Raw genomic sequence first — 26,219 nt, forward strand, 5'->3', positions numbered from 1 at the left:
TCGACGGGCACGCGGGCGGGCCGAAATTCATACGCACCATCCGACGCTATGAATCCGGATTGAGCGGTGATCCGAGCGGACTTCCACTTGTTCGTGAGCGCCTGACCGTCCCACTGCCGGCTGCCGGAACTTCCGACGCCGTGAATCGGGAGGTCACGAGAAGGCTAGCGTCCTTCCGACCCTCTCGAGGCGCCTCGCCGATCACCTCACTGCCTCCAGCGAGGTTCTTCATCCGCCTCGTGTTCACGATCATGCTGATCTGTTTCATCATCGGCGCCTGCGCACTCACCGTCGGGGCAGCACGGGACCTGCTGGGCGCCCCGGGAGCGAACACCGCAATCGCATTGATGCTCATCACCGTCATGTCGTTGGCGACAGTAGGACTGACGGTGCTGGGGATCGTCATCGCACGGCACACCTGGCTGATGCGCACACCCCAGTGGCTGGCAGAAGACCAATGGCAGCTCCTGCGCAGGACACTCATGGAAATCGCTCGCCAGGAGCCAGGATCCTCCCGGCCACTCGACGTCGAGCTGGGGCGCAGGCGAGACCTCATCACTCATCCGGGAGGGGACCGGGCCGTGCCCGGCCTGACTCGTGCCGGCTTGCCCGGACCGGTGTGGCCCGACCAGGAAGAGGTGAATAGAGCCGTCCGTCGAGCCAGACGAGGCACGGCGGGCCGCGCCGTCATCCTGGTCCTGGCCCTCGCCCTAGCCGCTCTCATCCTCGCGCTTCCGGTGTCCATGGGCCTGTTCTCCCCCGCACCTCTGCCGCTCCTCGCTTACGGGGTTCTCGGCCTGTTCATCTGCATTCGCCTCAAGCGCTCCGACTCGATGATCCTGAGTCGTCCACGCACGGTGCCGGGAGACCATCGGCCAATCGACATCAGCCCGGACCGCGTCGACGTGCCCTCCCTGCCCGCGTGGTGCCAAGCTCGCAAGCGTGAGGATCGTTGGAACGCCCTGGCTCTTCTGCACGGCCTGCTTGCGGCAGTGGTGCTGATCTCTCAGGTTCTCGTCGCCATCGTCCTGAATGACAGATCGCTGATCGCCGGCGGATCGGGCATCGGGCCGGCGGCAGTAGTGATTCCCCTCGCGGCCTTCGCACTGACAGGTGGGCTGGGCGCATGGTGGGGTGCGCGCTGGGTGCGGAGCAGAGACATGCAGCGGCTCACCGCGGCTGGAATGCCTTAAGTAGGCAGGAGAAGCAGGAGAACATGACGAGGGCCCCGATCCTCCGACCGGGGCCCTCGTGCCTGGTGTCCGAGGGGGGACTTGAACCCCCACGCCCGTTTAATAAGGCACTAGCACCTCAAGCTAGCGCGTCTACCTATTCCGCCACTCGGACACTGTTGTCATCGCCATCGGAAGGCGCACCTGCCGCAGCAACGCAGAGAAATCTAGCATGCCTTCTACGAAGCGGACCAACCCCGGTTCTGGTGCGCTCGGTCACAGGGATTCAGTGCTGATGGTGGCACTCATCGCCCATGACGAGCCGGGCTCGATGACAGGCGCGTCCTGGCGCGCCGCCGCGGTCTCGACGCACACGAAGGAAGCGAACTCGTCATCGGCAAGATCGGTGATCCGACAGGCTCCCTGCGACCAGGGATTCCACACGATCGTCGTCGGAGAACCCGTTCCGCTCACCGTGATGGCCCGGTCGTGACCGGGATCCGTCACGCGCACCGGCGACTCGGAACGATAGATGCGGTCGACGGCTCCGGCGATCCGGAGCGGCCCGGACTGCACGTGTCCGCAGCCGCCCTCCTCGCTGTACTCAGCGCCTTCCAGCCCCGTCAGGACGCAAGCCGTGACGTCATGTACAGACAGATAGGTGTGCAGCGCGGCCTCGACCAGGCGCGGTCCGTTCCCCGCATTCCGCAATGACAGGCTCATAGTCAAAGACTTCCCCACTGTCACGTCGTAGAGCGCCGACACGGCGTCGTGGTCCAGGCTCAGCAGCGCACGCACCCCGCCCTCAGACGTGGCCTCGACCGATCGCAGTGTCCAGTTCATGATCCGCGCCCAGCCGTGCTTGGGCCGGGAGGTGCCCTGCGGCCCCACGCTGAACCAGGGCAGGCACAGGGGGACCCCACCGCGGATAGCGGTCTCGCCATCGAAACGAGCCCGCTTGGAGGTGAACAGGACCGGATTGCCGCCCTGCGGCGTCCACGCCGTCACGTGCGCCCCGAAGAGGTAGATCTCCGCGCTGGCCGCGGGTGCGTCCACCAGCAGCCGGGGCTGTCCCCCTCGGCCGGCGCTCAGGGCTGCAGTACGCGGAAGACGAGGGAGGATGGCGTCGGCACTCATAGGGCCACGCTAGTAGGCTTGCCGGGTCCTGTCCGATTTTTCCGGTTATCCGGCTTTTCCGGCCTAAAGTGAGCGTCTTGAGCACAAGACCACCCTTCCGTTCCACACGAGGCTCAGCGGGCGAGTTCTCTGCCGTACTGCTGGACTTGGACGGCACCATTACAGACTCGGCTCCCGTCATCCTGTCGTCCTTCTGCGCGGCCTTCGAGGAGCTGGGAATCGCCGTGCCCGATCATGCGACCCTCATGCGCTTCGTGGGGCCGCCGCTAGCGGAGACCTTCGCCCGGTATGCCGGGCTCACCGGTGATGCCAACGCCCGCGCCGTAGCAACGTACCGGTCGCACTATCGCACCCGCATGCACCAGGCTCCGACCTACGAGGGAATGCCCGAGCTGGTGCGCTCGCTGAACGACGCCGGAGTGCCCCTGGCCGTGGCGACCTCCAAACGGGAATCCCTGGCTCGGGAGATCATCGAGCACAGCGGCCTTGGCCGGTGCTTCGCCACCGTGTCGGGAGCCACGGACGATGACCAGGGCGGAGCGAAGTCCGAGGTCATCACACGCGCGCTGACGCTGCTGTCGACGGCCGGTGCGGATACGAGGCGAGTAGTGCATGTCGGAGACCGCAGCTACGACGTCGACGGCGCCCGGCAGGCGGGTGTGGACTGCATCGGTGCGCTGTGGGGTTATGGTGATGCGGCTGAGCTGATGGGCGCGCGATGGCTGGCCGCCGATGTTCTTGAGCTGGCATCGTTGCTGGGAACGGAGATCTGAGACATGACGCAGGAGAATCCGGAGCATAAGAATCCGACTCCGGATGGAGCCGACCCGGTGGGCACGGCTGACACGGCGGATACGTTGGACACGTTGAGAACAGAGCACGCAGCCGACCCCGCCGGCGCCCGTGGACGACCTGCCGCCGGCACCTCGTCGGTGTCGCACTCGGGAAAAGGCAGTAATGGCAGGACGACGAATCTTCACCGGGCCCACCTGCGAGGGCTCGGAGCCCGCCTGCGCGATGGCCGCAATGCCCTGTCCCGGGCCATCGATCGCGCGGAGGCGGCCAGGCGGATCGCGCGAGCAGAGCAGCTGAGTTACGCAGGCATCAGGACGCCGACCTCGGAGGCGGCCCCCGTTGATGCCCCTGACTCCTCTGACTCCTCTGCCTCCGCTGGCTCCTCCCCCGCCCCGACCGCACGCGTCGCCCCCCTCGACGCGCTGCCCTCCTGGCTGGTGCGAGGAGGGATCGGAGCCTGGCTGCTGCTGGGCCTCTTCATCGTCATCGCCCTGATCTTCTACATCACCTCCTGGATCATCCCGGTGTTCATCGGGGTGTTCATGGCCCTGGTCTTCACCTCGATCCTCCAGCCCCTGGTCAATCTGTTCGCCCGGGTCATGCCGCGCTACCCAGCAACATTCCTAGGACTGCTGACCGCAGTGGGCGCGGTGGCCGGACTCGTCTTCTACGTGGTCACGTCAGTCACCAGCCAATGGAGCACCCTGGCGACGCAGTTCTCCGACGGTGTGAACACGATCATGGACTTCCTGGAATACGGCCCCCTTCCCATGCACCTGACCGAGGCAGAGGTCATGGGACAGATTCAGCGCCTGGTCGAGCAGGGGCAGGACTACGTCCAGTCCAATGCCCCGACGTTGGCCACCGAAGTGCTCTCGAACGCGAGCACTGTTGTCGACGTCTTCGCAGTACTGGCGCTGGCGATCTTCTCCACGATCTTCTTCCTCGCCTCGGGTGGACGCATGTGGCGCTGGTTCCTCAACGAGCTCCCGGCGGCCATGCGCGAGTCCGTGCATCGTGCGGCCAGCGCGGGCTGGTACACCTTCGCCGGCTACGCGCGCGGCACGGTCATCGTGGCGCTGACCGATGCCGTCATGGCGGGCATCTTCCTGCAGATCGTGGGCGTGCCCCTCGCAGCACCGTTGGCCGTCCTGGTATTCATCGGTGCTTTCATCCCCATCATCGGCGCACCGATCGCCATGATCATCGCAATGGTGGTGGCCTTGGCCTCAAAGGGCTTCATCACGATGATCGTGGTGGGTCTGGGCGTCGCCGGGATCGGGCAGATCGAGGGACACATTCTGCAACCGCTCATCATGGGGCGTCAGGTCTCCCTGCACCCGGTGGTCGTCATCATCGCCGTGGCCGTGGGCACCTATTCCGCGGGGCTGCTGGGCGCCATCGTCGCCGTCCCGCTGATCAGCGTGCTGTGGTCGGTCTACTCCGAACTGCACATCAAAGACGCCCCAGTGGTAGGAGAGCTACCCGCATACTCCAGCGGCAAGAGCGCCTGAGCATCCTCAGAGCGAAGGCGATCAGCACCAGTCGCGGCTGCCCACTGAGCTGATGCCCTCCAGAGCCTCGAGCTGATCCGCGATCAGGGAGACGGCGCCGTCGGCCGACTCGACCAGGCCGCGCACGATCAGTGCACTCGCACGTCGGCCGACACGACGATAGCGCTTCCACATCCCCATCGAGCAGACGACGTTGAGCAGACCGGTCTCATCCTCGATGTTGAGGAAAATGGTGCCGACGGCCGTGCAGGGCCGTTGGCGATGGGTGACGACTCCAGCAACCCGCACGCGCTCGCCCGCAGGACGACGAACGACATCGGCGATCCTCAGGATCCCTGCCCTCACCAGCTCAGGACGTACGAAGATGGTCGGGCAGCCCTGCACGGATGTGCCCGTCAGGCGCAGATCGGCTGTCTGCCGCTCACGGGCGGTCATGGGGGTCAGATGCGGAGCGCGAGCGCCAATGGCGGTCCCGGGCAAGGGCGGCTGATACCAGTGGCCGGTTTCTCCCATCTTTCCCGATTCATCGACGACTCGACCGTATCCTCTGGATTCTCCGGATTCTCCGGCAAGCGCCCCGGCGGACCACAGGGCCTGTCGCCTGTCCACCCCCAGGGACCCCAAAGCACCGGAAGCGGCAAGGATCTCCAGATGCCGGCGGCTCAGGCGCACGCGTCGGGCGAGATCGGCGACATCGGTATAGGGCCCGCGCTCCAGCCGCTCGGAGACTATGGCCGAGGCGACCCCTTTACCCACGCCTTTGATGCGGGCCACACCGAGGCGAATCGCAAGATCGGGGTGCACGTCCAAGGGGCTCAGCGCGTTCGGCGATGGACGCAGCGGTTCCCAGCCTGAGTCCAGTCGGAGTCCTTGTCGAAGGCTCTGCTCGATCTCCTGCTTATGCGTGCGGACGCAGGCCTCCTCCTGCGATGCGTTGACATCGGCAGGCAGGACGCGCACACCATGACGTTGAGCATCGGCGACAAGAGATTGCGAGGACCAGAATCCCATGGGCTGAGCCGCCAGCAGTCCCGCATAGAAGTCCTCGGGGCGCCGAGTCTTGAGCCAGGCCGAGGCGTAGACCAAGTAGGCGAAGGAGAAGGCATGGGACTCGGGGAAGCCGAAGTCGGCGAAGGCCCGCAGCTTGTCGAAAACAGCCTCGGCGGTGCTGGTGGCGATTCCCCTCGCGATCATCCCCTCCACCAGGCGCGAGCGGAGGGCATCCATGCGTTCCGCCGAGCGTTTGGATCCCATGGCCTGGCGCAACACGTCGGCCTCGGCAGGACTGAAGCCGGCAGCGTCAATGGCTATCTGCATGAGCTGCTCCTGGAAGAGGGGGACCCCGAGGGTCTTGGCCAGCGCGGGTTTGAGGGATTCATGGAGATAGTCCACCTGTTCCCGGCCCAAACGGCGGCGGATATAGGGATTGACGGCGTCACCCTGGATGGGGCCGGGACGGATCAGAGCCACCTCGACAACGATGTCGTAGAAGACCTGCGGGCGCAGGCGCGGCAGGGTGGCCATCTGAGCGCGGGACTCGACCTGGAAGACGCCGACTGTATCCGCGGCGCTCAGTAGCCGATAAACCGCCGGATCCTCCTCGGGAAGCGTGTGCAATCCCCAGGCCCTGCCCACCTGCGCGCGGCGCAGGACACCCGCATCACTGCTGTTGGCGCCGTCAGTGCAGACGTTCGTCTCAGGCACCCGCTCGCCGCGCTCGGTGAGTCCCGCGAAGGCCAAGCGCAGTGCCGTGAGCACGCCCAGGCCCAGCAGGTCGAACTTGACCAGACCTGCGCTCGCGCAATCGTCCTTATCCCATTGCAGAACTGTGCGCCCTTCCATGGCGGCCCATCGCACCGGGCAGACCTCAGTGACGGGGCGGTCGGCCAGAACCATGCCGCCGGAGTGGATGCCGAGATGACGCGGCAGCTTCAGCAGGCGCTCGGCAATGTCGATGACCGGCTCCGGCGGCCCCTCGGTCATGGGATGGGGCGAGCGGTCGGCCGCCGCGGAGCTCGCGCCATCGGTGCGAACGCTCCCCCAGCGATCCATCTGGCCGGCCCATGCGTCTTGCAGGCCGGGAGGATGACCGAAGGCCCGGGCGGCGTCACGAATCGCGGAGCGGGGACGATAGGAGATGACATTGGCGACCTGGGCGGCGCACTCGCGGCCGTAGCGGGTGTAGACGTGCTGGATGACCTCCTCTCGACGGCAGGCCTCGATGTCGAGGTCGATATCGGGGTAGCCGGCTCGATCCGGGGATAAGAAGCGCTCGAAGAGCATCTTGTGGCGCACGGCGTCGACGGCGGTGATTCCCAGTGCATAGCAGACGGCCGAATTGGCGGCGCTCCCCCGCCCCTGGCACAGGATTCCCGAGGTCTCGCAGAAGTCGACGATGGAGCGGACGATGAGAAAGTAGCCGGGGAACCCGAGAGTCTCGATGACCTCGAGTTCGTGGGCGAGGATCTTCCAAGCCTCCCTGTCCTCCTCGGGCGAGCCGTAGCGCTCCAGTGCCCCACGATGCGTGAGCTCTCGAAGCCAGGTGGCGGGAGTGTGCCCGGAAGGCACCTCGGGGGCGGGCAGGTCCGGGACGACCAACGACAGGTCGAAGGCGAGGTCCTGCGCGATCTCGGCCGTGGCGTCGACGGCGTGCGGTGCGCGCCGGTGAAGGCGAGCCATGTCCGCGGGACTGCGCAGCCAGTGCCCGAGGGCGGGCAGATGGCCGCGGGCGCCCTCCAGGTCGGTGCGCAGCCGAGTGGCGGTCAGGACATCGGCCAGATGGGAGTCGGCAGGACGCGCGCAGCGGACCGCACCGGTGGCGAGCAGCGGGAGCCGGTGAGCGGCTGCCAGAGCGCTGAGGGTATCGGTGATGGCTGCATCTGTGGGACCGCCGTCCACAGTGAGCTCGACGGCGAGAGAATCGTGACCGACAAGATCGACGAGTTCGCCTAGAACGGCCTCGGCAGCACGGTGGTTCCAGGTGGCCGGGCGACGCGGGTCGCCGAGAGCCCGCCGCAGGGGCCCGTTGATCGTCCCGGTCAGGACCAAGCAGGAACAGCCAGTACTCGCACCATCAGCACCGCGCAGTGCGGCAGCCAGCTCGGGGAGCCGGTGCGCAGGCTCGGCACGATGGCCGGCGCTGAGGTTGTGCTGCGAGACGGCAGCGCTCAGGCGGCGGTAGCCGAGCGGATCGCGAGCCAGGATGGGCAGGCGGGCACCGTCGTCCACAGTGAGCTCGGTGCCATGGATGGTGGGCAGGCCGTACGCGCGTCCGGCTTCGGCGTGCTTGACGATACCGGGCAGGCCGTTGTGATCGGTCAGGGCGAGTGCCTCCAGACCCAGCTCGACGGCGGCGGCGACAAGGTCCTCCGGCTCGTTGGCGCCATCGAGGAAGGAATAGGCGGAATGAGCGTGAAGCTCGGCGTAGCGATGAGCAGAGCCCGTCAGGCTTCGGGTCGTCTCGCCACGCCTCGCATTGTCGAACATATGTACACACTACAGGTATGTTCAACGCCCGCCCCGTCACCCATCCCCACTCTGCTCGCTTTGCGATAAGCAATGACCTTGCTAAGCCTTCGAGCCTTTGGGGCCCCTTACCCCGCTCACAGGCATCGCTCACCGCTTGGACCTCCGTATCGTTCCGTCGCCGATCACGACTAAGGTGAGGCCGCTTCGGGCACGAGTCGTGATCGCACGACCGGCCCTCGACCTCGATCCCGGGACGCATCATGACCACATCCAACGATCAGACGGACCAGCTCATGGCTCAGGGCCCCGCCTCCGACGAGGGCCTGCGCCGCTCATTGCGCAGTCGCCATCTGACGATGATCTCCATCGGCGGGGCGATCGGCACCGGCCTCTTCGTGGCCTCGGGCGCAACAATCTCCCAGGCCGGTCCCGGCGGCGCTCTAGTGGCTTACGCGGTCATCGGCCTCATGGTGTGGCTCATTATGCAGTCGCTGGGCGAGATGGCAGCCTACCTGCCGGTGGCCGGGTCTTTCGGCGAGTACGGCACGCGCTTCGTCTCGCCGTCCTTCGGGTTCGCCATCGGCTGGAACTACTGGTTCAACTGGGCGATCACAGTGGCGGCCGAGCTGGTGGCGGCCGCACTGGTGATGAAGTACTGGCTGCCGGACGTGCCCTCGATCGTGTGGTCCGGCCTGTTCCTGCTCATCTTGTTCGGCATCAACGCCCTGTCCACGCGGGCCTACGGTGAGAGCGAGTTCTGGTTCGCGGCCATCAAGGTCATGGCCGTGGTCGTCTTCCTCATACTCGGTGTGGTCATGATCGTTGGAATCCTGGGCGAGTCTCCGGGCACCAGCAACTGGACGGTCGATGAGGCCCCCTTCGTGCACGGCGGCAAGGGGATCCTGCTGGTGCTCCTGGTAGCCGGCTACTCCTTCCAGGGCACCGAGCTCATCGGCACCGCCGCCGGCGAGGCCGAGCACCCCGAGACGACAATTCCCCGGGCGATCCGCACGATCTTCTGGCGAATCCTGTTGTTCTACATCGGGGCGATCGCCGTCATCGGCTTCCTCATCCCCTACACCGACCCCAACCTGCTCAACACCTCGGAGGAGAACGTCTCGATCAGTCCCTTCACGCTGATCTTCGATCGTGCCGGTGTACTGGGGGCGGCCAGCCTCATGAACGCCGTCATTCTCACCTCGGTGCTCTCGGCGGGGACATCCGGCCTGTACTCCTCCACCCGCATGCTCTTCGCCCTGGCCGAGCGCGGTCACGCCCCGCACTTCCTCACGCGGTTGAGCCGCCACCAGGTGCCGCTCAACGCTCTGATGGCCACCACGCTCGTAGGGCTGGCCGGCTTCCTGACCTCCCTGGTGGGCGACGGGCGCGCCTACGAGCTGCTGTTGACGGTTTCGGCCCTGGCGGGGTTCATCACCTGGGCGGGGATCTCCTGGTGCCACTGGAAGTTCCGCATGGCCATGCGGGCGCAGGGGCGAGGACTGGAGGAATTGCCCTACCGTGCACGCTTCTTCCCTGCCGGAGCGGTTGTCGCCCTAGTCGCCTGTGCCGCGATCATCGTGGGACAGGCTTACGAGCCGGCCACCTCTGGGGAGCCGCTGGGCGATATTCTCATGTCCTACGCGGGTGTCCCGGTCTTCTTCGCCCTGTGGTGGGGCCACAAGCTGGTGACGCGGGCCCCGAAGGTGGACCCGGCGGCAGCTGAGCTCGGACGGAACTGAGGGGTGCCGGAGGAGAACGAGGCTCGCAGCGGCGGCCACACGACCATCACGTGACCACCGGCGGGACCTCAGCAGGATCACGGGACCTCAGCAGGATCACGGGACCTCAGCAGGATCACGGGACCTCAGCAGGATCAGCGGGATAGGAGCACAGCGACCAGAGCCGCGAGGGTCCATGAGGCGAGAGAGCCGATCAGGAACTCCTCGGCCTTGTCACCACCCTCATCCTTGCTGATCTCGGGGAAGCGAATAACCCCCTTGGCGGCGACCACTGCGGCAATGGCGGCGTGCATACCCGTGGAGGCGAACAGAAGCAGAAGGAGCCGCTCCAGAGGACCGATCCAACGACCACCGCGCAGGTGCGTCTCGCTGTCGGCCCCCGAAGCTCTGTTTGTCCGTATCCGCCCGCGGGCGACATCCAGTAAGTCGGTGATGACATGGTTGGCCGGTGTCGTCAGCAGAAGGAGGCAGCCCACACCCCGGCACAACTCGGCGGCACGATGCGCTGCGGCTTGAGGCTCATCATGCAGTGCCGTGCACACAGCGACAACGGCGATCGCCGCGCCCCAGCGCCCAAGGGTTGCGCGAGGAGCGCTCAGCTGCGTCGCGGCGGCCCACAGACCGGCCGGCAGTACCGCCAGGGCGGTCTGCCACCAGGGAAGGTCGAGAACGAGAACGCCGAGTAAAGCTCCGAGTACCAGGGAAATGATCTGCGCGATCACCAGACGCACCCTGACATCTCGCCGGCCGGCTGGGATGCCGATTGCAGAGGGGCTGAGCACGGCCGTGACGCCGAGCAGGAGGAGCAGCACGGAGATCACCGGAAGCCCTCCTTCCTCCGTCTGTCGTCCGCCATCGCGACGAGCAGGGCCTGCGCCTCGAGCAGCCCCGCGCCCGTTCCCCGCACCAACGCCGAAACGGCTGATTGAGTAACCCCTTCCGCAACGGCCGCCTCGACCTGGGTGGCCCCCATGAGCAGATGCCCCATCAGTCGGCGCGGCCGTTCACGCATCCGTTGAACGGTCTGGTCCCTGAGCACAAGCATCGCATTGGTGACCTGGTCGCACCCCTGCTGGACGTGTCGATCCGCATGCTGCGCCTGAGCGTCGGCCGCAGTCTCATTCAGGCGCACCCGGGTGCGAACGAAGTCGAGTCCCGCATCCTGGGCGGCGTGCGCGGCGTCAATAGCCTCCCGCGCCAACCACCAGGCGGAGCCGTCCTGGACAGAGGCGCCGGCCACCGTGCCCACCTCGCGGATCTCCCCCGCCCCCACGCCGAAGCGCAGGGACAGGGGGTCGGGAAGGAGGAGCTGAGTGCGCAGCGTGAGTGTGAGGGCCGAGCAGAGACTGCCGGCGACCGCCTGAAACTCATCGCCGACGGTCGCGTACGGGCTTCGGGGCAGACCAAGCCCCTCACCGGCGCGAGTGAGGACGTCGATGAAGGTCTGTTGGGCCCGAGCACGATCGGATAGAGCACGAGAGCCCACAATGTCAGCGATGATGGCGTACTGGATGAGCACACTCAAGGATATTCTTGATATTCAGAAGAATACAAGTGTTTAGCTGAAGTATCGTTGTGTCGATCTTGAGCGATCCGCTTGTTCTTCGACGAATACAAGTTCGAAGCGCCGGATTCTTGAACCCATGCCCCTTTCTAGTCATAGACGGCGTCGAGCCACCAGCGTCCCGCACGCACGAGAAGCAGCGGCGGCCCGGAATCTGCAAGCACCTGAAGGTAAGCCCTGCGCGACGCCCCCTCAGGGCGCCACCAGCCCTCATCCACGGGCCAGGGACCCGCCCAGGACATGACCCGTCTCCTCCCCTCCCTCCCGCCGCTGCTCCAGGTCTCATCTCGCAGCCGCTCGACCTCCAGCCACACGGGTACGCCATCGAGTTGCCCCTGTCGGTCTACAACGACGTCTCCGCCCTCGGCGTCCACCAGCACAGCGGGCGCGGGACGCACCAGCACGACCGAAGGAGAGGGAGCAGGTAGTGCCCCCGTCCATGGAGCACCGGCGCCGGCAGTCCCGGCCGTCCCTTCCAGCGGCTCCCACCAGGGAACCAGTCGCGCACGTGAGCGCGGATCCCGGCCGTCTCCGAGAAGGGGCATCTGGACCGAGCCGCTTCCAAGGAGCGACTCGACGCGCTCAGCCGCTCTATGAGCGCGTCGTTCGCTTTCCTCTCCGGAGGCTGCCCACAGGCCGGCCTGGACCGAACCCGCGGAGGTCAGTTCGAGGGCGCTCAAACGCACATGCGCCAGTGGAGCGGCGGGCGGACATCCCGAGTGCCCCGACAGCCATCCCTCCATCTGCCAACGCACGCGATCGGTGAGCTCAGCAGGTGTGGGGACACCCTGAAGCAGCCAGGATCGGGCAAGGCGGGCGCCGTCCTCGCAGCGAGCCTCCACGAGCAGGCGTCCCGCAGCCAGGCCGCACGCCATGAGCCGGGCCGAGAGCTCCTCCGCCGCCGCACGCGCCGCGAAGGCGGCGGCATCCGTCCGCGACACAGGAGGATCCAGAGACTTTTCCACAGCGAGATCGATCTTCGGCCGTTTCATGCGCAATACTTGCGGGGATGCGCCGGATGCGAGCTCGTGCAACAGCGCCCCTGTCGAACCGAAGCGCGCAACAACATCACGAGCCGGAAGAGCCGCCAAATCTCCGAGGCTGTACAGCCCCAGGCGCACACAGGTCTCCAGTACTCTACGCGCCTCCTGACGCAATCGAGGCGTGGGCACAGCAGCCAGGATGACCTCCAACGGCCAGGAGGACAGGAATTCGAAGGTCTCCCCGGGAGGAACAATGACCCCCTTGCGCGCTGCGAGGACAGCCCCGAGCATCGAGTCGGCAATGCCGACCTGACACTCCGCGCCCGTGGCCTCGGCCACGGCCCCAACGAGAGCGGCGGCGAGCTCCCCCTCCCCGCCGGCCCAGGCGGCGGGACCGTGGGCGATGGACAGCGCCAAACCCGGCCTGGCGACGAACGGGTCGGCCAGGAGAGTGCCCAGGGCCTCCATCACGGCCTCGAAACCGCGCACCTCACGATCCGGCCTGGACGGAATCGTCGCGAGGGCGGGACACAGAGCACGGGCGACTCGACCGCTCATGCCAGTGGCGACGCCTGAAGCGCGCGCGGGAGCGGAGGCGGCCGCGACCACGCCGCGTCCGCCGATGATCGCAACAGGGCTCAGGGCCGGATCGGGTGCGATCTCCCACGGGACGCCCAGACGACGACACTCGTACGCCTCGAAGGCGAGGGCGACGAGCGGCCAGTCGGGGACCCAAACGGCGACAAGGCGTGGAGTCGAGGGAGTCATGCGCTCCGCCCGGACATGGCGACGGCGTCGGAGCGGGGCTCCGCGCCCCCACTCCGCGCCCGTATCCCCATGGAGTCGAGGAGGACCTGAGAGGCGCCCGGTCCGGCGGAGTTTCGCAGCGACCACCGCAGCCGGCACAGGTAGCCCTCAGGCATCTCCCGGGGACTCGGCTCGGAGAGGATCGAAACAGCGGTACGCGAATGAGGGTGCACAGAGTGCAGGGCGAGGACCGCCCCGCCCTCGTCCGGTGGCACGCTCTGCGGTGCAGCGGCCAAGGTCCGCGCCCCCTCCCAGGGAACTGGGCTGAGGAGGAGGGCACCGCGCTCGCGGGAGCGGGCGCTCAGAGAGCGGTGCTCCCGCACCCGCAGGGCGGTGGCGCACTGCGGGGAGAGAAGGAGGACGTCAACGCCGTCGAGAAGAGTGCCGGCGATGGAGAGCAGCGTGCGGGAGTCGAGACCTGCGGTCCGAACAGCCAGAACGCGATCGAGCGCAAGCCCGCTCTCCGATGCGGCGCACCAGCCAATGCCATCAGCGCCCAGCACGGCGCACCAGCCATGGGGACCTTGCCGGCGGGCGGCTGCGGCCAGGAGGATACTCGTCGAGCCGATGACGGCGACCGCACCCACCGAGTCCGCATTCAGACCGAGCCAGGGGTCCGAGTGCGCCTCCCCTCTCCAGTTGACCGCCGACGCGTGAGGCTCGGAGTGCCGAATATCGCGGGAGACTCGATTCGCCAGTCCTGTGCGCTGCTCGGCGCGCCTTAAAGCGGTACGAGCCGCAGCAAGTCGCTCAGTGGCCGATGTCAGCATGGCCGCCCCCTCGGATTCCGCTCGATTCACTATCGAACACGTGTTCGATCTATGGATGCAGCATAGCGCCACTCACTGACACGCAGAGCATTCGAATGCGCACCCCTACCGAATGCTCTCGATGCTCTCGGGTTCCTGCCAGGCGGGGCGGTTACAGTGGCAGTATCCGTATCCCGTCATCGCCTTGATGTAGAACCGGAGGCCTTCCATGACCGCTGATCTGACTCGCCCACGCCCGCCTTTCCCCTACGATCTGCTGCCGCCTCTGCCCGCTTTCACCCTGGAGTCCGGGGACATCGTCGAGGGCGAGCGCATTGCGGACCGTTTCACCGCGCTGGGTGAGAACCTCTCCCCTGAGTTGCACTGGTCAGGATTTCCGCAGGAGACGCGCTCCTTCGTCGTATCCTGCTTCGATCCCGATGCCCCGACGCCATCAGGGTGGTGGCACTGGATGGTGCAGGACCTCGACGTCACGACCACTTCTCTGCCCCGAGGGGCGGGAGAGTCCGACCTCCGGCTCGACGGCGCCGCCTTCCATGCCGCCAACGACTCGGGATCGCACGCCTGGTTCGGCCCCTATCCGCCCGAGGGCGACGGCGACCACCGCTACGTCTTCGCAGTGCACGCACTGGACGTGGACACTCTGGACCTGGACGATGAGGCCACCCCGGCAGCGGTTGCCTTTCACTGCGCGGCGCACAACATCGCCCGCGCCACCCTCACCGCGGTCTACTCGCGTCCAGGCGCTCCCGGCGCATCCCCCTTCCTGCAGGAGATGCGGTGAGCGCCCGCAACGAGTCCGGCCGGCACCAGCTCCGCCCGCTGGCACTGGTCACCGGGGCCACCTCGGGCATCGGCCTAGCCGTAGCGCATGATCTCGCCGCCGATCACGATCTTGTCCTGCTGGCGCGCACAGCCGCGGACCTGGACGAACTCGCCGCGGTCCTGGGCGAGGAGACCGGCGCGCGGGTGAGCACCTGCGCCGTAGACCTCACCGATGACGAGGCACTGGCCGTCGCCATCGACGAGCTCGGTCTCACCCAGCTCGACGTCCTGGTCAACTCCGCAGGCGTTGAGGCTGCCGGCCCTGTGGAAGAGCTGTCCCCCGCGCGCTGGCGCAGCGTGCTGGACCTGGATCTGGTCGCTGTCGCCCATCTGACCGGCCTGCTGCTACCCGCGCTGCGCGAAACCCGTGGGCTCGTCATCATGATCAACTCCGGTGCAGGACTGCGGGCCTGGCCGGAGCAGGCTCTGTACTGCTCGGCGAAGGCCGGACTCAAAGCGCTGGCGGACTCCCTGCGCGAGGAAGAGCGCAGTCGAGTTCGGGTGACGACCATCTATCCCGGGAGAGTGGACACTCCCATGCAGAGGCGCATCCAACAGAACAAGTCCCGTCGCCTGCGCGCCGAAGGATCGAAGCCCCGTCGGTATCGGGCCGCGGATCACATGACGACGACATCGGTCGCGGCCACAGTCCGGTTGGCGGTGGACATGCCCACCGATGCGGTGGTCGAAGACCTATCAATCAGACCCGCGGATATGCTCTGAAATCCTAGCGCTCCCAGCACTCCCAGGGCTTCCAGGGCTTTCAAAGAATCCCGGCTATCAGGCCCCTTCTGGCGTGCCCCTCGGCTTCTTCGGCCTCCGTCAGCGAGCGCCGGGGAATCCGAGGGCACGCCAGGCCTCATACAGGCCGACAGCTGCGGAATTGGCCAGGTTCAGGGAACGGTTGCCCTCGACCATGGGAATGCGGATCCGATCAGCGACTCGGCAGTGAGCCATGATCTCCTCGGGCAGACCAGAGGGTTCGGGACCGAACAGGAGGGCGTCGTCGTCCCGCCAGTCGACGTCGGTGTAGAGACGGGACGCCTGAGCGGTGAAGGCGAAGATCCTTCCCGGGATGTGCGTCAGACAATCTTCCCAAGCGGCATGCACGCGCGTGTTGGCCAGGTCGTGGTAGTCCAGGCCGGCACGGCGCAGCTTGGAGTCCTCCATGTCGAACAGGGGATCCACGAGGTGGAGCATGGAGCCGGTGTTGGCGCTCAGGCGGATCGCGGCGCCGGTGTTCCCCGGGATGCGGGGCTCGAAGAAGATGACGTGCAGCACGGGCACATCCTGCCACCGCCCCCCCTCAACACGGGTGCCCCGGCGGGCGGCGCCGGCCGTGCGGGCCGGAGCCGCCCCGGGCTCATCGGGCGGCCGGGGGGGGTGGACCCCGGACCGCCCGAAGCGCGGAGGCAGGAGTCCCACCCCCCGCTAAGGCCTCTCAGCCCAGGGAGTCCAGGACGATGTTGAGGCCCTCGCCCATGGTGGGATGGGTGATGACGGCGTCGCGCACCTGCTGCCATGTCAGGCCGCCCAGCATCGCCATCTGCACGCCGGTGATCACCTCGCTGGCCTCGGGGCCGATAATGGCGGCGCCCAGGATGAGCTCGGACTCGGCATCGATCACGATCTTGTAGAAGCCCTCGGTGCACCCCAGGGTCTTGGCGCGCGGCACCGCAGCGGTGGGGGTCTTGGCCACGCGCACCTCGTGCCCGGCGGCGCGGGCCTCGGCCTCGGTGAGCCCGACGTGCCCGAGCTCGGGGGTGGTGAAGACGGCCCAGGGGATGAGGCGCCCGGCGGTGGAGGCCTCCTTGCCCGCGAACAGGTCGCGCAGGACGCGGAAGTCATTCCAGGAGGCGTGGGTGAACTGGGGCGTCCCGGCCACGTCCCCAGCGGCGTAGACGCCCTCGGCCGTGGTGCGCAGGTGGTCGTCCACCTTGACGAAGCCGCGCTCGGTCAGTTCCACCCCGGCGGTCTCCAGACCCAGTCCAGCGGTCATCGGGGTGCGCCCGAGTGCTACGAGCAAGTGGGACCCGCTCACCTCGCGCCCGTCCTGGGTGCTCACCACGACGCCGCCGCCCGGGGCGGGGCTGACGCGCGAGGCGCGGGCACCGGTGAGGATCGTGACGCCCAAGGCCTCCAGGCCGGAGGCGACCTCGGCGGCGACGTCGGCGTCCTCGCGGTCCAGGATGTGCTCCCCGGCGTGGACGATGGTGACCGGAACGCCGAGCAGTCCCATGAGGGAGGCCATCTCCACGCCGATGACCCCGCCGCCCAGCACCACCAGGCTCGTGGGCAGCTCGGGAAGGGCCAGCAGGTCCTCACTGGTCCAGTGGGGCGCCTCGGCCAGTCCCTCGATCGCGGGGGCCGACGGCGCGGTGCCGGTGTTGATGAGCACCTTGGCCCCGCGCACGCGCCGGGTGGTGCCATCGTTCAGTGCGATCTCCACGGTGCGCTCGGCGACGAAGCGGGCGGTGCCCTTGACGAAGTCCATTCCGGAGGCGGGGAACATCTTCTCGTGGGCGGCCACCATGGCGCCGACGACGCCCTCCTTGCGCGCACGCAGGGCGGCCAGGTCGATGCGCGCCCGCTCCAGGGCGGGGGCGCCGCCGTCCTGCTCGGGCAGGGTGACGCCGTGGGCGCGCGAGCCCTGGACGTCGTGCAGGACACGGGCCGAGGAGATGAGTGTCTTGGTGGGGATGCAGGCGACGTTGATGCAGGTCCCGCCGACCTTGTCCTTCTCCACCATGACGACTGCGTCGCCGGCCTTGGCGCGCAGCATGGCCAGGGACTTGCCCGCCTTGCCGCCTCCGACGACGAGCAGGTCGACGTCCTCGACCGGGACCTCCTGCGCCGGGGCGACGGCGCCCCCCGCGGGCTCGGCGGAGTCGGCGGCATGAGTCGTGGCGTGCTGGGACATGGGTGGTTCTCCTCAGTGTTATGGCTGGCGGTGACGTGCCGGCCGCCTCTCGTGGCGGCCATCTCAGTCGCCATGACAACCGAGCATGACCCACTTCTATTCCCTCTACTTATTTGTTTTTGCTTCAACGAACGAAGGTATTTATCGCCGCTCCGTCGCATGGCCGACGTCGTCGTCTGGAGCATCGGCGCCGGTGCCCTAGGTACCAGCAACGGCGCGATGGCGGGACACGGGTGAGAGGATCGCCCCATGGCACCTGCAGCAGTGACTCCCGGCTCCACACCATCCCTCTCCTCGGGCCCCCTGGTGGGCGATGTCGTGCGGCTCGAGCCGCTCGCGCTCGAGCACGTGCCCGCATTGCGCGAGGCGGCCGCCGATGCGGGGACAACCCCTTTCGCGTCCGTGCCCGCCCCCGATGCGGTCGAGGCCTACGTGATGGGATCGCTCAGGCGCCGCAACTCCGGCTCGTACGCGCCCTTCGCGCAGATCGAGGCTGCCACCGGCCGCGCCGTCGGGCACACCGCATACCTGACGCCGCGGTGGATGCCGGATGGGCGCCTCTACGCCGTCGAGATCGGATCCTCGTGGCTGTCCCCCGCGGTCCGCGGCACCGCGATCAATCCCGCAGCCAAGCTGCTGCTCATGACGCAGGCCTTCGAAGACTGGGGCGTGGTGCGCCTGGACATCAAGACCGACGCCCGCAACGAGGTGGCCCGGCGCGCCATCGCCGGCACGGGCGCCCGCTTCGAGGGCGTCCTGCACGCCTGGCAGCCTTCGCTGGCACCGGGCGAGGAGGGCCGCACCCGGGACACGGCCATGTTCTGCGTCACCGCGGGCGACTGGCCCCGGGTCAAGGATCTCCTGAAGGAAAAGGTCAACCGGCGCTTGGCCGTCCACTGAGCGAACTGACGACCCGTTAGGGCGCAGCCTCTCATAGGCTGATGGTGGCGCGCACCACTCATTCGCGCGCCACCGGTCCTGGAATCGGAAGGATGCATGATGAGTGAGCTGCGCGATCCCGCTGCGGTCCTGGGCGAGGAGCTGGGCTGGCGGGCGGCGCTGGAGTGCACTGACCTGCTGGGTGCCCCCGTCGCTGCAGCCCTGAAGGCACTGGAGGTCTCCTCCCCGCACGGGGCGGAGCTGGCCCGCCAGGCCCAGGTGGTCCGGATCGATCCGCAGTACTCCGACACCGACGCCCTCAACGAGCACTACCGCCTGGACCCGGCGGCCACTGGCAACTGCGTACTGGTGGCGGGCAAGCGCACAGGTGAGCAGAAAATCGCCGCCTGCGTCGTGCGCGCCACCGACTTCGCCGACGTCAACCACGTCGTCAAGAAGCTCATTGACGTGCGCAAGGCATCCTTCCTGCCCATGGAGCAGGCGGTGGAGATGAGCGGCATGGAGTACGGCGGCATCACCCCGGTGGGCGTGCCGAGCACGTGGCGGCTCCTCATTGATGCAGGGGCGGCGGCGCGCAGCACAGTGCTCATCGGCTCGGGCGTGCGCCACTCCAAGCTGCTCGTGCCCGGGGCACTGCTGGCCGCCCTGCCGACGGCGGAGGTCATCGAGGGCCTGGGAATGGCTCCGGCCTGATCGCTTCTCCACCCAGAGCCGTCAAGGCGGCGTCAAGGGAGTCGACGAGCACCTGGAAGCTCCCCTCCACAGGCTCGGACATGGCGAAGCCCCCGCGCAGCTCGATGTCCACGAAGCCGTGCAGCGCCGCCCGGATCATCCTCACCGCGTCGACGACCTTGGCATCGGGCAGGCCGTAACCGACCAGGGCGGCCGTGACGACCTCCACGGTTCGCCGCGCCTGGGCCGACCCCAGGGCGTCGGCATCACCGGTCGGCCCCTGGGTCATGGAGTAGAGGCTGGGGTGGTCGTGAGCGAAGGCGCGGTACGCCCTGGCCATCGCCACCAGGGCATCGCGGCCAGAGTGGCCCATGACCGCGGCGGCCAGGGCGTCGGCCAGGGAGCCGGTGGCGCGCATCGCGACCTGGTGGGCGACGTCATCCAGGCCGCCCACGTGCTTGTACAGGCTGGGCGGTGCCACCCCGAGGTCTGCCGCCAGGCGGCTGAGCGTGAGGGCCTGGGCGCCCTGTTCATCGGCGATCAAGCAGGCCCGCTCGATCACGCGCTCAGTGCTGAGCCCGGCTCTAGGCATCGAGCCCCCTCTCCTGTCCCCTGTTATCCCCTGTTGTCATCGGCCGGCGCGGATGCGCTGCGGGCGAAGTCGACGATACGCGGCCCGACGGCGCCGGAGTGCTCCAGCATGGGGGCGTGCCCAGCCCCGGGGACCATGAGGATCGGGGCCGGCTCGGCCGATCGGCCCACGGCTGCGGCGACCCAGGCGGCCTCGGCGGCGGGATCCTTCCAGTCGGGGTCCTCCTCCCCCATAACTACGAGGGCGGGGCATGCCAGCGTTTCGAACCAGGGCTTGACGACGCGATGATCGGCGCGCGTCGTGGCCCGAAAGGCGCGCCAGCGCCCCGGCCTTCGCAGCAGTGCGGTCAGCCGGGCCGCCCTGGCCTCGGCACCAGCCAGCCCGGGCCACAGCGAGGCCGAGTAGCGCCGCCAGAGCGCGGGCCCCCAGGGGCGCAGCAGCGCCAGTCCCATCCCCGCCCGCATCAGGGCATCCCTGCCCCGGCTCCCCGATCCGCGCAGGAAGGGGCAGATGAGCACCAGCCCGGAGACCAGGTCGGGGCGGCGCCCGGCGGCGATGACGGCCGACGCCCCGGACATCGAGGCCCCCACCAGGAGGGCCGGCCCGGCGTCGAGCTCCTCGATGAGGGCGATGAGGTCCCCGGCGGTTGCCTCATCACCGTAACTGCCGAAGGCCGCAGAACTGTCACCGTGCCCGCGCAGATCTACTGTGACGACGCGGAATCCTGCTGCGCACAGGGCCTGAGCGAGCGGGTTGTACACATCCCTCACATCACCCATGGCCGGGGAGCAGACCACCAGGGGCACACTCTCACTGGCGGATCCGAGGGAAGGCGAGCTCACTGCAGGGCCTGTTTCCTCGGCCGCTACAGCAATCGCAGCACCACTCCTTCGCCTGGGAGTATCAGCCCTCGGCTCATGAACTTCGTAGGCGATGGTTCCATCGGGTACCTCAAGCTGGCTAATGGTCATAGCTGAAAGCTAATGTCCTTAGCTACCAAGAGCAACTCGCCTCTTCCGCCTCCACACAGCCGCAGCTCACTCCTACAGTCCGACAGACCCATCGGCTCAGAACTGGCAACAGGCGCACAAGCGACCGTCATCAGTTCTCGGACTAGCGGCTCACCTCTTGGAGGCGAGCTGACGCAACACGTACTGGAGAATGCCCCCGTTACGGAAATAGTCGGCCTCACCGGGAGTGTCGATACGCACGACAGCGTCGAACGTAATGCTCACGCCGTCCTCCTTGACCGCCGTCACCGACACCGTCGATGGCGTGACACCGTCATTCAGCGCGGTCAGCCCCGTGATGGAGAAGACTTCGCTGCCATCAAGTCCGAGGCTCGCCGCCGATTCGCCGGCCGGGAACTGCAGCGGGACAACGCCCATACCGATGAGGTTGGAGCGGTGAATACGCTCGAAGGACTCGGTGATGACAGCCTTGACCCCCAGCAGCGCCGTGCCCTTGGCGGCCCAGTCGCGCGAGGAGCCCGAACCGTATTCCTTACCGCCGAGCACCACCAGCGGGATATCAGCCTCCTGGTACGCCTGAGATGCGTCGAAGATCGACTCCTGCTCCCCCGTGAGGAAGTTGCGGGTGTAACCGCCCTCCACGCCGTCGAGCAGCTGGTTGCGCAGGCGGATATTGGCGAAGGTGCCGCGGATCATGACCTCGTGGTTGCCGCGGCGCGAGCCGTAGGAGTTGAAGTCGCGGCGCGCCACCCCTCGGGAGGCGAGGTAGCGGCCCGCCGGGGAGTCGGACTTGATGGCGCCGGCCGGGGAGATGTGGTCGGTGGTCACCGAGTCGCCCAGCAGCGCCAGCACCCGGGCGCCGCGGATATCGGTCACCGGGGTGAGCTCCATGGTGAGCCCCTCGAAGAAGGGGGCCTTGCGCACGTAGGTGGACTCCTCGTTCCAGGCGAAGGTCTCCCCCTCGGGCGTGTCCAGGCCCCGCCAGCGCTCGTCGCCGGCGAACACGTCGGCGTAGTCGCGGGTGTACATCTGCCGGTCGATGGTGGCGTCGATGGTGGCCTGGACCTCGGCGGGGTCGGGCCAGATGTCCGCCAGGAAGACGTCGCGGCCCTGCTCGTCGCGCCCCAGCGGCTGGGTGGCGAAGTCGAAGTCCATGGTGCCCGCCAAGGCGTAGGCGATGACCAACGGCGGGGAGGCCAAGTAGTTCATCTTGACATCGGGATTGATGCGCCCCTCGAAATTGCGGTTGCCCGACAGCACCGAGACGACCGCAAGATCAGCCTCATTGACGACCGCCGAGACCTCGGCGGGCAGCGGTCCGGAATTGCCGATGCACGTGGCGCAGCCGTAGCCCACGACGTTGAAGCCCAGCGCGTTCAGCGCCGGCCACAGCCCCGCCTTGGCGTAGTAGTCCGTGACCACCTGGGATCCGGGCGCCGTGGAGGTCTTGACCCACGGCTTGCTCCGCAGACCGCGGGCCACGGCGTTGCGGGCCAGCAGCCCGGCGGCGACCATGACGGAGGGGTTGGAGGTGTTGGTGCACGAGGTGATGGAGGCGATGGCCACGTGCCCGTGGTCGATTTCGGTGAGCGTGCCGTCGGCCAGGGTCACCGCCGTGGGCTTGTGGGCCTGGGCGGCGTAGGTCGGCAGGGCCCGCTCGAAGGACGCTTTGGCCCCCGACAGCTCGATGCGGTCCTGGGGGCGCTTGGGCCCGGCGATGGAGGGCACGACGGTGGACAGGTCGAGCTCGAGGTACTCGGAGAACTCCGGCTCGCGCCCCGGGTCGTGCCACATGCCCTGGGCCTTGGTGTACTCCTCGACCAGGCGCACGTTCTCCTCGCTGCGCCCGGTCAGGCGCAGGTAGTCCAGGGTCACCTCGTCAATGGGGAAGATGGCGGCGGTCGAGCCGAACTCGGGGCTCATATTGCCGATGGTGGCGCGGTTGGCCAGCGGCACCTGCGCCACGCCCTCGCCGTAGAACTCGACGAATTTGCCCACCACCCCGTGGGCGCGCAGCATCTGGGTGATGGTGAGCACGACGTCGGTGGCCGTGGCCCCGGCCGGGATGGAGCCGGTGAGCCTGAAGCCGACCACGCGGGGGATGAGCATGGACACGCTCTGGCCCAGCATGGCGGCCTCGGCCTCGATGCCCCCCACGCCCCAGCCCAGCACGCCCATGCCGTTGACCGTGGTGGTGTGGGAGTCGGTGCCCACGCAGGTGTCGGGGTAGGCCTGGACGGCGCTCGCGCCGTCGGGCCCGGCGACCTCGCGCGTGAAGACGGTGCGGGCCAGGTACTCGATATTGACCTGGTGGACGATGCCGGTGCCCGGCGGGACGACGCGGAAGTTGGACAGGGCGCCCTGTCCCCAGCGCAGGAACTGATAGCGCTCGGCGTTGCGCTCGTACTCGCGCTCCTTGTTGATCTCCAGGGAGGAGGCCAGGCCGAAGGAGTCGATCTGCACGGAGTGGTCGATGACCATCTCGGCGGGGGCCAGGGGGTTGATGACCTCCGGGTTGCCGCCCAGGTCCGCCACCGCCTCGCGCATGGTGGCCAGGTCCACGATGCAGGGCACGCCCGTGAAGTCCTGCATGATGACGCGGGCGGGGGTGAACTGGATCTCGGTGTCCGGCTCGGCGGCGGGGTCCCAGGCGGCCAGGGCCCGCACGTGGTCGGCGGTGACATTGGCGCCGTCCTCGGTGCGCAGCAGGTTCTCGGCCAGGACCTTGAGGCAGTAGGGCAGGCGCTCCAGCCCGGGGACAGCGTCGAGACGGTAGATCTCATAGGGGCGTCCGTCCACATCGAGAGTGGCGCGCGAGGAGAAGGTGTCGATACTGGCCAAAGCGTCACTCCTGTTCTGCGACTTCCGTCGTCCTGCGCTCCTGCTTGGAGGGGCGCGCGACGGGTTCGGCGGATACCGTATCCGGTGGCGTGTTATCTCGCGTCAACACAACGATGTGGGTCTTCCCTTTACGCAAGGGAGCACGCATGCATTGCGCGGTGGCGGTCCGCGGGCAACGGCGCGGGCGCCGGCTCCGGCTCCGTCGTCACGCTCAGATCCTGGGCCTGAAGCTCGAGCGGCTCACGCAGTCAGCTACGCCGGCACCCGCCGGGGCGCATGTGCCGTCGAGACCGTCACGTCGATATTCAGCCCGGGAGATCTGGTGATCCCGCTAAAAGAGCAGGATTTCCTGGCGGCAGTCGAATCGAACTCCGAGGCCGTATTACTGATGTCACACGCTTCAACAGCGGCGGCCTTGCGAACCATTGCCTTGCGTCTCGGTGAAGAAACAATCTGATTACAGAAAGGAAACGACGCCGCGAGGCGTCAAAACGGCATCCTACGATCGCACAGGATGACTGCCCTGGTATTCAGGCAGCATCATGTTTTCACCCCACCCCTAGATGGAGATGACGGATGCAGTTCCAGCACCTCCCGGTGCATCGCAAGCATGTAGCGGCTCTGCTCGCAGGCGTGCTTCTGATAACACTGAGTAGTTTCGCTGCGCTCATAACGACCAATGCGCAAGCGGCCCAGAACACTGGAGTCAAGGTCTCTTTCGAGCCTCTCGTTCTCGCCGATAAGGACGGTACAGAATTCCCCGGGAAGCCTGCACGTCTCGAGGACCCGGTTCGCATGAAATTCGCCTGGGACGCCTCCTCGGCGAACCCGCAGCCCGACGAGTCCTTCACTATTACACTTCCCGCGGAGTACCGGTACCGTGAGATCGGCCGGCACGACGACCTGGTCCTGGGCGACGGCACCAAGGTAGGCGATTGCGTCACCACGACCGAAACCCTCACCTGCACCTTCAATGCCGCTATCAGCGCTGCGACTGAGCTCAAGGGATCTGGCAACCAGATGATCGTGGCCCAGAAGGTGACCCAGGAGAACAGCACTACGTTCAATGCCAACGGCACTGATACACAGGTGTTCCACCCCAACAATGAGCGGATCTATCCCATCGCATGGGTCGAGAAGGACCTCGGGAAGTACGCCAATACGCTTCAGCGCGAGTCCAAGGCCTTGACCTGGCACATCCAGTTCAGCGGCAGAACGATCGCTAACCACCTGCAGGTGGACAGCGGCACCGTCAACACGGTGACCTTCAACGACGTCTCGGGCGGCGGACAGACGCTCAACCCCAATCTCGGCACCTGGTACGTGCGGGTCAACCCCGAGCAGTACGGAGGCGGAGCTGACGGATACTTCGACGTCGCCAAGGCCGATGGTACGGCAATGAATACCGACCACGGCGCCTTCACCTTGACGCCGACCATCGGGGCCGACGGAACCACCGCCTCCATCACCCTCACCCGCACTGACGGCAACTTCGCCGCAGACACGAACTACGAGATCGTCTACCAGTCCCTCGCGGAGGGCGGTAAAATCGTTCCGGGTCGCATCTACACCAATAACGCGACGCTGGACGGCGGAAAGAATACTTCTGTATCGGCACAGATGGCTTACAAGGATCCGATCTCCTATGACGTCCAGCTCACCCAGGGTTTCGGTTCTTTCGGCGTGAAGAAGTATGTCACCGGCGCTAGCCAGAATGAGGTCACGTCTGACACAAAGGTTCGCGTGAACGTGTCCTATGAGTTGCCGAACGGCACAACCGAGGCCGACTACCCGAACTGGGCGAATAAGCCGGCATCGAATCCCTACACGGTTGAGGTCGGGGTCGGCGAGCAGCAGGCCGCCGACACCCTTCGCGAATTCCCGAAGGGAACCACTATCACCCTGACGGAGGACACCTCTGCAGCCGCTCTTCCATCAACCCTCGATTGGGGAGACAAGACCTTCTCCGTGAAGGGCAACGAGACTCCGGATACGGCGACTTTCACCATCGGCACGTCTGTGGATGCTGTGAGCCTGTACAACAAAGTCACGCAGAAAACCGGATCCTTCACCATCGCCAAGAAGGTCGAGGGAAGCAACAAGGAGGCCTTCTCCAAGGATCTCTTCCGAGTTGACTACACCTGCGAGAACTATCCGGAAGGCAGTCTCGATGTGAAGGGCGATGGCACTCCCATTGCCGGTCCGCTGGTGCCCGTGGGCACCAAGTGCGTCATCACCGAGAAGGAGAAGCTGACTGACGGCGGCGCTGAGCGCGAGGGGTACACCGTTGACACCCAGGTGGACAACGGAACCTTCACCATCACGGAGGGCCCTGCCGACGCCACACTCGTCACGGTGACGAACACGTACACCGAGATTCCTGCACCCACTCCGACGCCGACTCCCACTCCCAGCGAGGAGCCCACGCCGGCACCGTCCCCCAGCGAGGACCCGACCCCGGCGCCCTCCCCCAGCGAGGACCCGACCCCGGCACCGTCCCCCAGCGAGGACCCGACCCCGGCGCCCTCCCCCAGCGAGGACCCGACCCC

Annotated in this window: 20 protein-coding genes and 1 tRNA gene; 9 read left to right on the forward strand and 12 right to left on the reverse strand. The window is 67.2% G+C overall.

Annotated elements, in window-relative coordinates:
• The first annotated feature begins 251 nt into the window (after positions 1-251).
• Entirely contained in the window at positions 252-1,193 is a 942-nt protein-coding gene (locus tag W5W_RS14930) for a hypothetical protein (protein WP_161603444.1), read from the forward strand.
• Positions 1,194-1,256: 63 nt separating this feature from the next.
• On the opposite strand, the gene W5W_RS0110320 is transcribed toward W5W_RS14930, so the two are convergent.
• Positions 1,257-1,347, reverse strand: a tRNA-Leu gene (locus tag W5W_RS0110320).
• A 101-nt stretch (positions 1,348-1,448) separates the two neighbouring features.
• Positions 1,449-2,309 carry a D-hexose-6-phosphate mutarotase gene (locus W5W_RS0110325; RefSeq protein WP_017195337.1) on the reverse strand — a complete coding sequence of 287 codons (861 nt, stop codon included), beginning with the start codon at positions 2,307-2,309 and terminating at the stop codon, positions 1,449-1,451.
• A 77-nt stretch (positions 2,310-2,386) separates the two neighbouring features.
• Between W5W_RS0110325 and W5W_RS0110330 the strand changes: the two genes are divergently transcribed.
• Entirely contained in the window at positions 2,387-3,082 is a 696-nt protein-coding gene (locus W5W_RS0110330) for an HAD hydrolase-like protein (RefSeq protein ID WP_238533326.1), read from the forward strand.
• Between the two features lie 3 nt (positions 3,083-3,085).
• Complete coding sequence (locus tag W5W_RS0110335; RefSeq protein WP_008730321.1) at positions 3,086-4,618, forward strand: AI-2E family transporter; 1,533 nt, start codon at positions 3,086-3,088, stop codon at positions 4,616-4,618.
• A gap of 21 nt (positions 4,619-4,639) precedes the next feature.
• Here W5W_RS0110335 and W5W_RS0110340 read toward each other — a convergent pair whose 3' ends face one another.
• Positions 4,640-8,104 carry an error-prone DNA polymerase gene (locus W5W_RS0110340; RefSeq protein WP_008730384.1) on the reverse strand — a complete coding sequence of 1,155 codons (3,465 nt, stop codon included), beginning with the start codon at positions 8,102-8,104 and terminating at the stop codon, positions 4,640-4,642.
• A gap of 242 nt (positions 8,105-8,346) precedes the next feature.
• Between W5W_RS0110340 and W5W_RS0110345 the strand changes: the two genes are divergently transcribed.
• The gene (locus tag W5W_RS0110345) at positions 8,347-9,825 is read left to right on the forward strand and encodes an amino acid permease (protein WP_008730340.1); all 1,479 of its coding nucleotides are present in this window, start codon (positions 8,347-8,349) and stop codon (positions 9,823-9,825) included.
• Between the two features lie 134 nt (positions 9,826-9,959).
• Here the strand turns inward: W5W_RS0110345 and W5W_RS0110350 are convergent, their stop codons facing one another.
• From W5W_RS0110350 to W5W_RS0110365, 4 genes are all read right to left on the reverse strand, one after another.
• Entirely contained in the window at positions 9,960-10,646 is a 687-nt protein-coding gene (locus W5W_RS0110350; protein WP_008730363.1) for a hypothetical protein, read from the reverse strand.
• Positions 10,643-11,344 carry a SatD family protein gene (locus tag W5W_RS0110355; protein WP_017195339.1) on the reverse strand — a complete coding sequence of 234 codons (702 nt, stop codon included), beginning with the start codon at positions 11,342-11,344 and terminating at the stop codon, positions 10,643-10,645. The genes W5W_RS0110350 and W5W_RS0110355 overlap by 4 nt, the downstream gene beginning before the upstream one ends.
• Positions 11,345-11,478: 134 nt before the next feature.
• Positions 11,479-13,140: a DNA polymerase Y family protein gene (locus W5W_RS0110360; protein WP_017195340.1), complete on the reverse strand. Its 1,662-nt coding sequence runs from the start codon at positions 13,138-13,140 to the stop codon at positions 11,479-11,481.
• Complete coding sequence (locus tag W5W_RS0110365) at positions 13,137-13,949, reverse strand: hypothetical protein (protein WP_238533327.1); 813 nt, start codon at positions 13,947-13,949, stop codon at positions 13,137-13,139. Before W5W_RS0110365 ends, W5W_RS0110360 begins: the two co-directional genes overlap by 4 nt.
• Positions 13,950-14,157: 208 nt before the next feature.
• On the opposite strand from W5W_RS0110365, the gene W5W_RS0110370 reads away from it, so the two are divergent.
• Both W5W_RS0110370 and W5W_RS0110375 read left to right on the forward strand, forming a co-directional pair.
• Positions 14,158-14,733 carry a YbhB/YbcL family Raf kinase inhibitor-like protein gene (locus W5W_RS0110370; protein ID WP_008730290.1) on the forward strand — a complete coding sequence of 192 codons (576 nt, stop codon included), beginning with the start codon at positions 14,158-14,160 and terminating at the stop codon, positions 14,731-14,733.
• Complete coding sequence (locus W5W_RS0110375; protein WP_017195342.1) at positions 14,730-15,497, forward strand: SDR family oxidoreductase; 768 nt, start codon at positions 14,730-14,732, stop codon at positions 15,495-15,497. Before W5W_RS0110370 ends, W5W_RS0110375 begins: the two co-directional genes overlap by 4 nt.
• Before the next feature lie 99 nt (positions 15,498-15,596).
• Here the strand turns inward: W5W_RS0110375 and W5W_RS0110380 are convergent, their stop codons facing one another.
• Both W5W_RS0110380 and W5W_RS0110385 read right to left on the reverse strand, forming a co-directional pair.
• A complete protein-coding gene (locus tag W5W_RS0110380; protein ID WP_008730327.1) occupies positions 15,597-16,055 on the reverse strand; it encodes a tRNA (cytidine(34)-2'-O)-methyltransferase in 459 nt (152 codons plus the stop codon).
• A gap of 160 nt (positions 16,056-16,215) precedes the next feature.
• Positions 16,216-17,694 (reverse strand): dihydrolipoyl dehydrogenase family protein, encoded by a 1,479-nt coding sequence (locus W5W_RS0110385; RefSeq protein WP_017195343.1) that lies wholly within the window; start codon positions 17,692-17,694, stop codon positions 16,216-16,218.
• 249 nt (positions 17,695-17,943) lie between these two features.
• On the opposite strand from W5W_RS0110385, the gene W5W_RS0110390 reads away from it, so the two are divergent.
• On the forward strand, positions 17,944-18,594 hold the full coding sequence (locus W5W_RS0110390) for a GNAT family N-acetyltransferase (RefSeq protein ID WP_017195344.1): 651 nt from the start codon (positions 17,944-17,946) through the stop codon (positions 18,592-18,594).
• Between the two features lie 99 nt (positions 18,595-18,693).
• Positions 18,694-19,287: a YbaK/EbsC family protein gene (locus W5W_RS0110395; protein ID WP_017195345.1), complete on the forward strand. Its 594-nt coding sequence runs from the start codon at positions 18,694-18,696 to the stop codon at positions 19,285-19,287.
• Here W5W_RS0110395 and W5W_RS0110400 read toward each other — a convergent pair.
• The 3 genes from W5W_RS0110400 to acnA all read right to left on the reverse strand — a co-directional run bounded on the left by W5W_RS0110400 (position 19,256) and on the right by acnA (position 23,670).
• The gene (locus W5W_RS0110400) at positions 19,256-19,858 is read right to left on the reverse strand and encodes a TetR/AcrR family transcriptional regulator (protein ID WP_017195346.1); all 603 of its coding nucleotides are present in this window, start codon (positions 19,856-19,858) and stop codon (positions 19,256-19,258) included. The two genes, W5W_RS0110395 and W5W_RS0110400, sit on opposite strands and share 32 nt — an antisense overlap.
• A 23-nt stretch (positions 19,859-19,881) precedes the next feature.
• The gene (locus W5W_RS14935; protein ID WP_017195347.1) at positions 19,882-20,700 is read right to left on the reverse strand and encodes an alpha/beta fold hydrolase; all 819 of its coding nucleotides are present in this window, start codon (positions 20,698-20,700) and stop codon (positions 19,882-19,884) included.
• Between the two features lie 279 nt (positions 20,701-20,979).
• Complete coding sequence (gene acnA, locus W5W_RS0110410) at positions 20,980-23,670, reverse strand: aconitate hydratase AcnA (protein WP_017195348.1); 2,691 nt, start codon at positions 23,668-23,670, stop codon at positions 20,980-20,982.
• A gap of 795 nt (positions 23,671-24,465) precedes the next feature.
• Here acnA and W5W_RS16315 point away from each other — a divergent pair.
• The coding region (locus W5W_RS16315; protein WP_238533328.1) for a DUF7926 domain-containing protein at positions 24,466-26,219 on the forward strand (1,754 nt) is incomplete at its 3' end.

Origin of the sequence: Actinomyces massiliensis 4401292, from assembly GCF_000269805.1 — a bacterium.
Taxonomy (GTDB): domain Bacteria; phylum Actinomycetota; class Actinomycetes; order Actinomycetales; family Actinomycetaceae; genus Actinomyces; species Actinomyces massiliensis.

Excerpts from the sequence above, each read along its gene's own strand:
- W5W_RS14930 (WP_161603444.1), top strand. The coding sequence starts at position 252 with ATGCTGATCTGTTTCATCATCGGCGCCTGCGCACTCACCGTCGGGGCA.
- W5W_RS0110325 (WP_017195337.1), bottom strand. The coding sequence starts at position 2,309 with ATGAGTGCCGACGCCATCCTCCCTCGTCTTCCGCGTACTGCAGCCCTG.
- W5W_RS0110335 (WP_008730321.1), top strand. The coding sequence starts at position 3,086 with ATGACGCAGGAGAATCCGGAGCATAAGAATCCGACTCCGGATGGAGCC.
- W5W_RS0110340 (WP_008730384.1), bottom strand. The coding sequence starts at position 8,104 with ATGTTCGACAATGCGAGGCGTGGCGAGACGACCCGAAGCCTGACGGGC.
- W5W_RS0110345 (WP_008730340.1), top strand. The coding sequence starts at position 8,347 with ATGACCACATCCAACGATCAGACGGACCAGCTCATGGCTCAGGGCCCC.
- W5W_RS0110360 (WP_017195340.1), bottom strand. The coding sequence starts at position 13,140 with ATGACTCCCTCGACTCCACGCCTTGTCGCCGTTTGGGTCCCCGACTGG.
- W5W_RS0110365 (WP_238533327.1), bottom strand. The coding sequence starts at position 13,949 with ATGCTGACATCGGCCACTGAGCGACTTGCTGCGGCTCGTACCGCTTTA.
- W5W_RS0110370 (WP_008730290.1), top strand. The coding sequence starts at position 14,158 with ATGACCGCTGATCTGACTCGCCCACGCCCGCCTTTCCCCTACGATCTG.
- W5W_RS0110385 (WP_017195343.1), bottom strand. The coding sequence starts at position 17,694 with ATGTCCCAGCACGCCACGACTCATGCCGCCGACTCCGCCGAGCCCGCG.
- W5W_RS0110390 (WP_017195344.1), top strand. The coding sequence starts at position 17,944 with ATGGCACCTGCAGCAGTGACTCCCGGCTCCACACCATCCCTCTCCTCG.
- W5W_RS0110395 (WP_017195345.1), top strand. The coding sequence starts at position 18,694 with ATGAGTGAGCTGCGCGATCCCGCTGCGGTCCTGGGCGAGGAGCTGGGC.
- W5W_RS0110400 (WP_017195346.1), bottom strand. The coding sequence starts at position 19,858 with ATGCCTAGAGCCGGGCTCAGCACTGAGCGCGTGATCGAGCGGGCCTGC.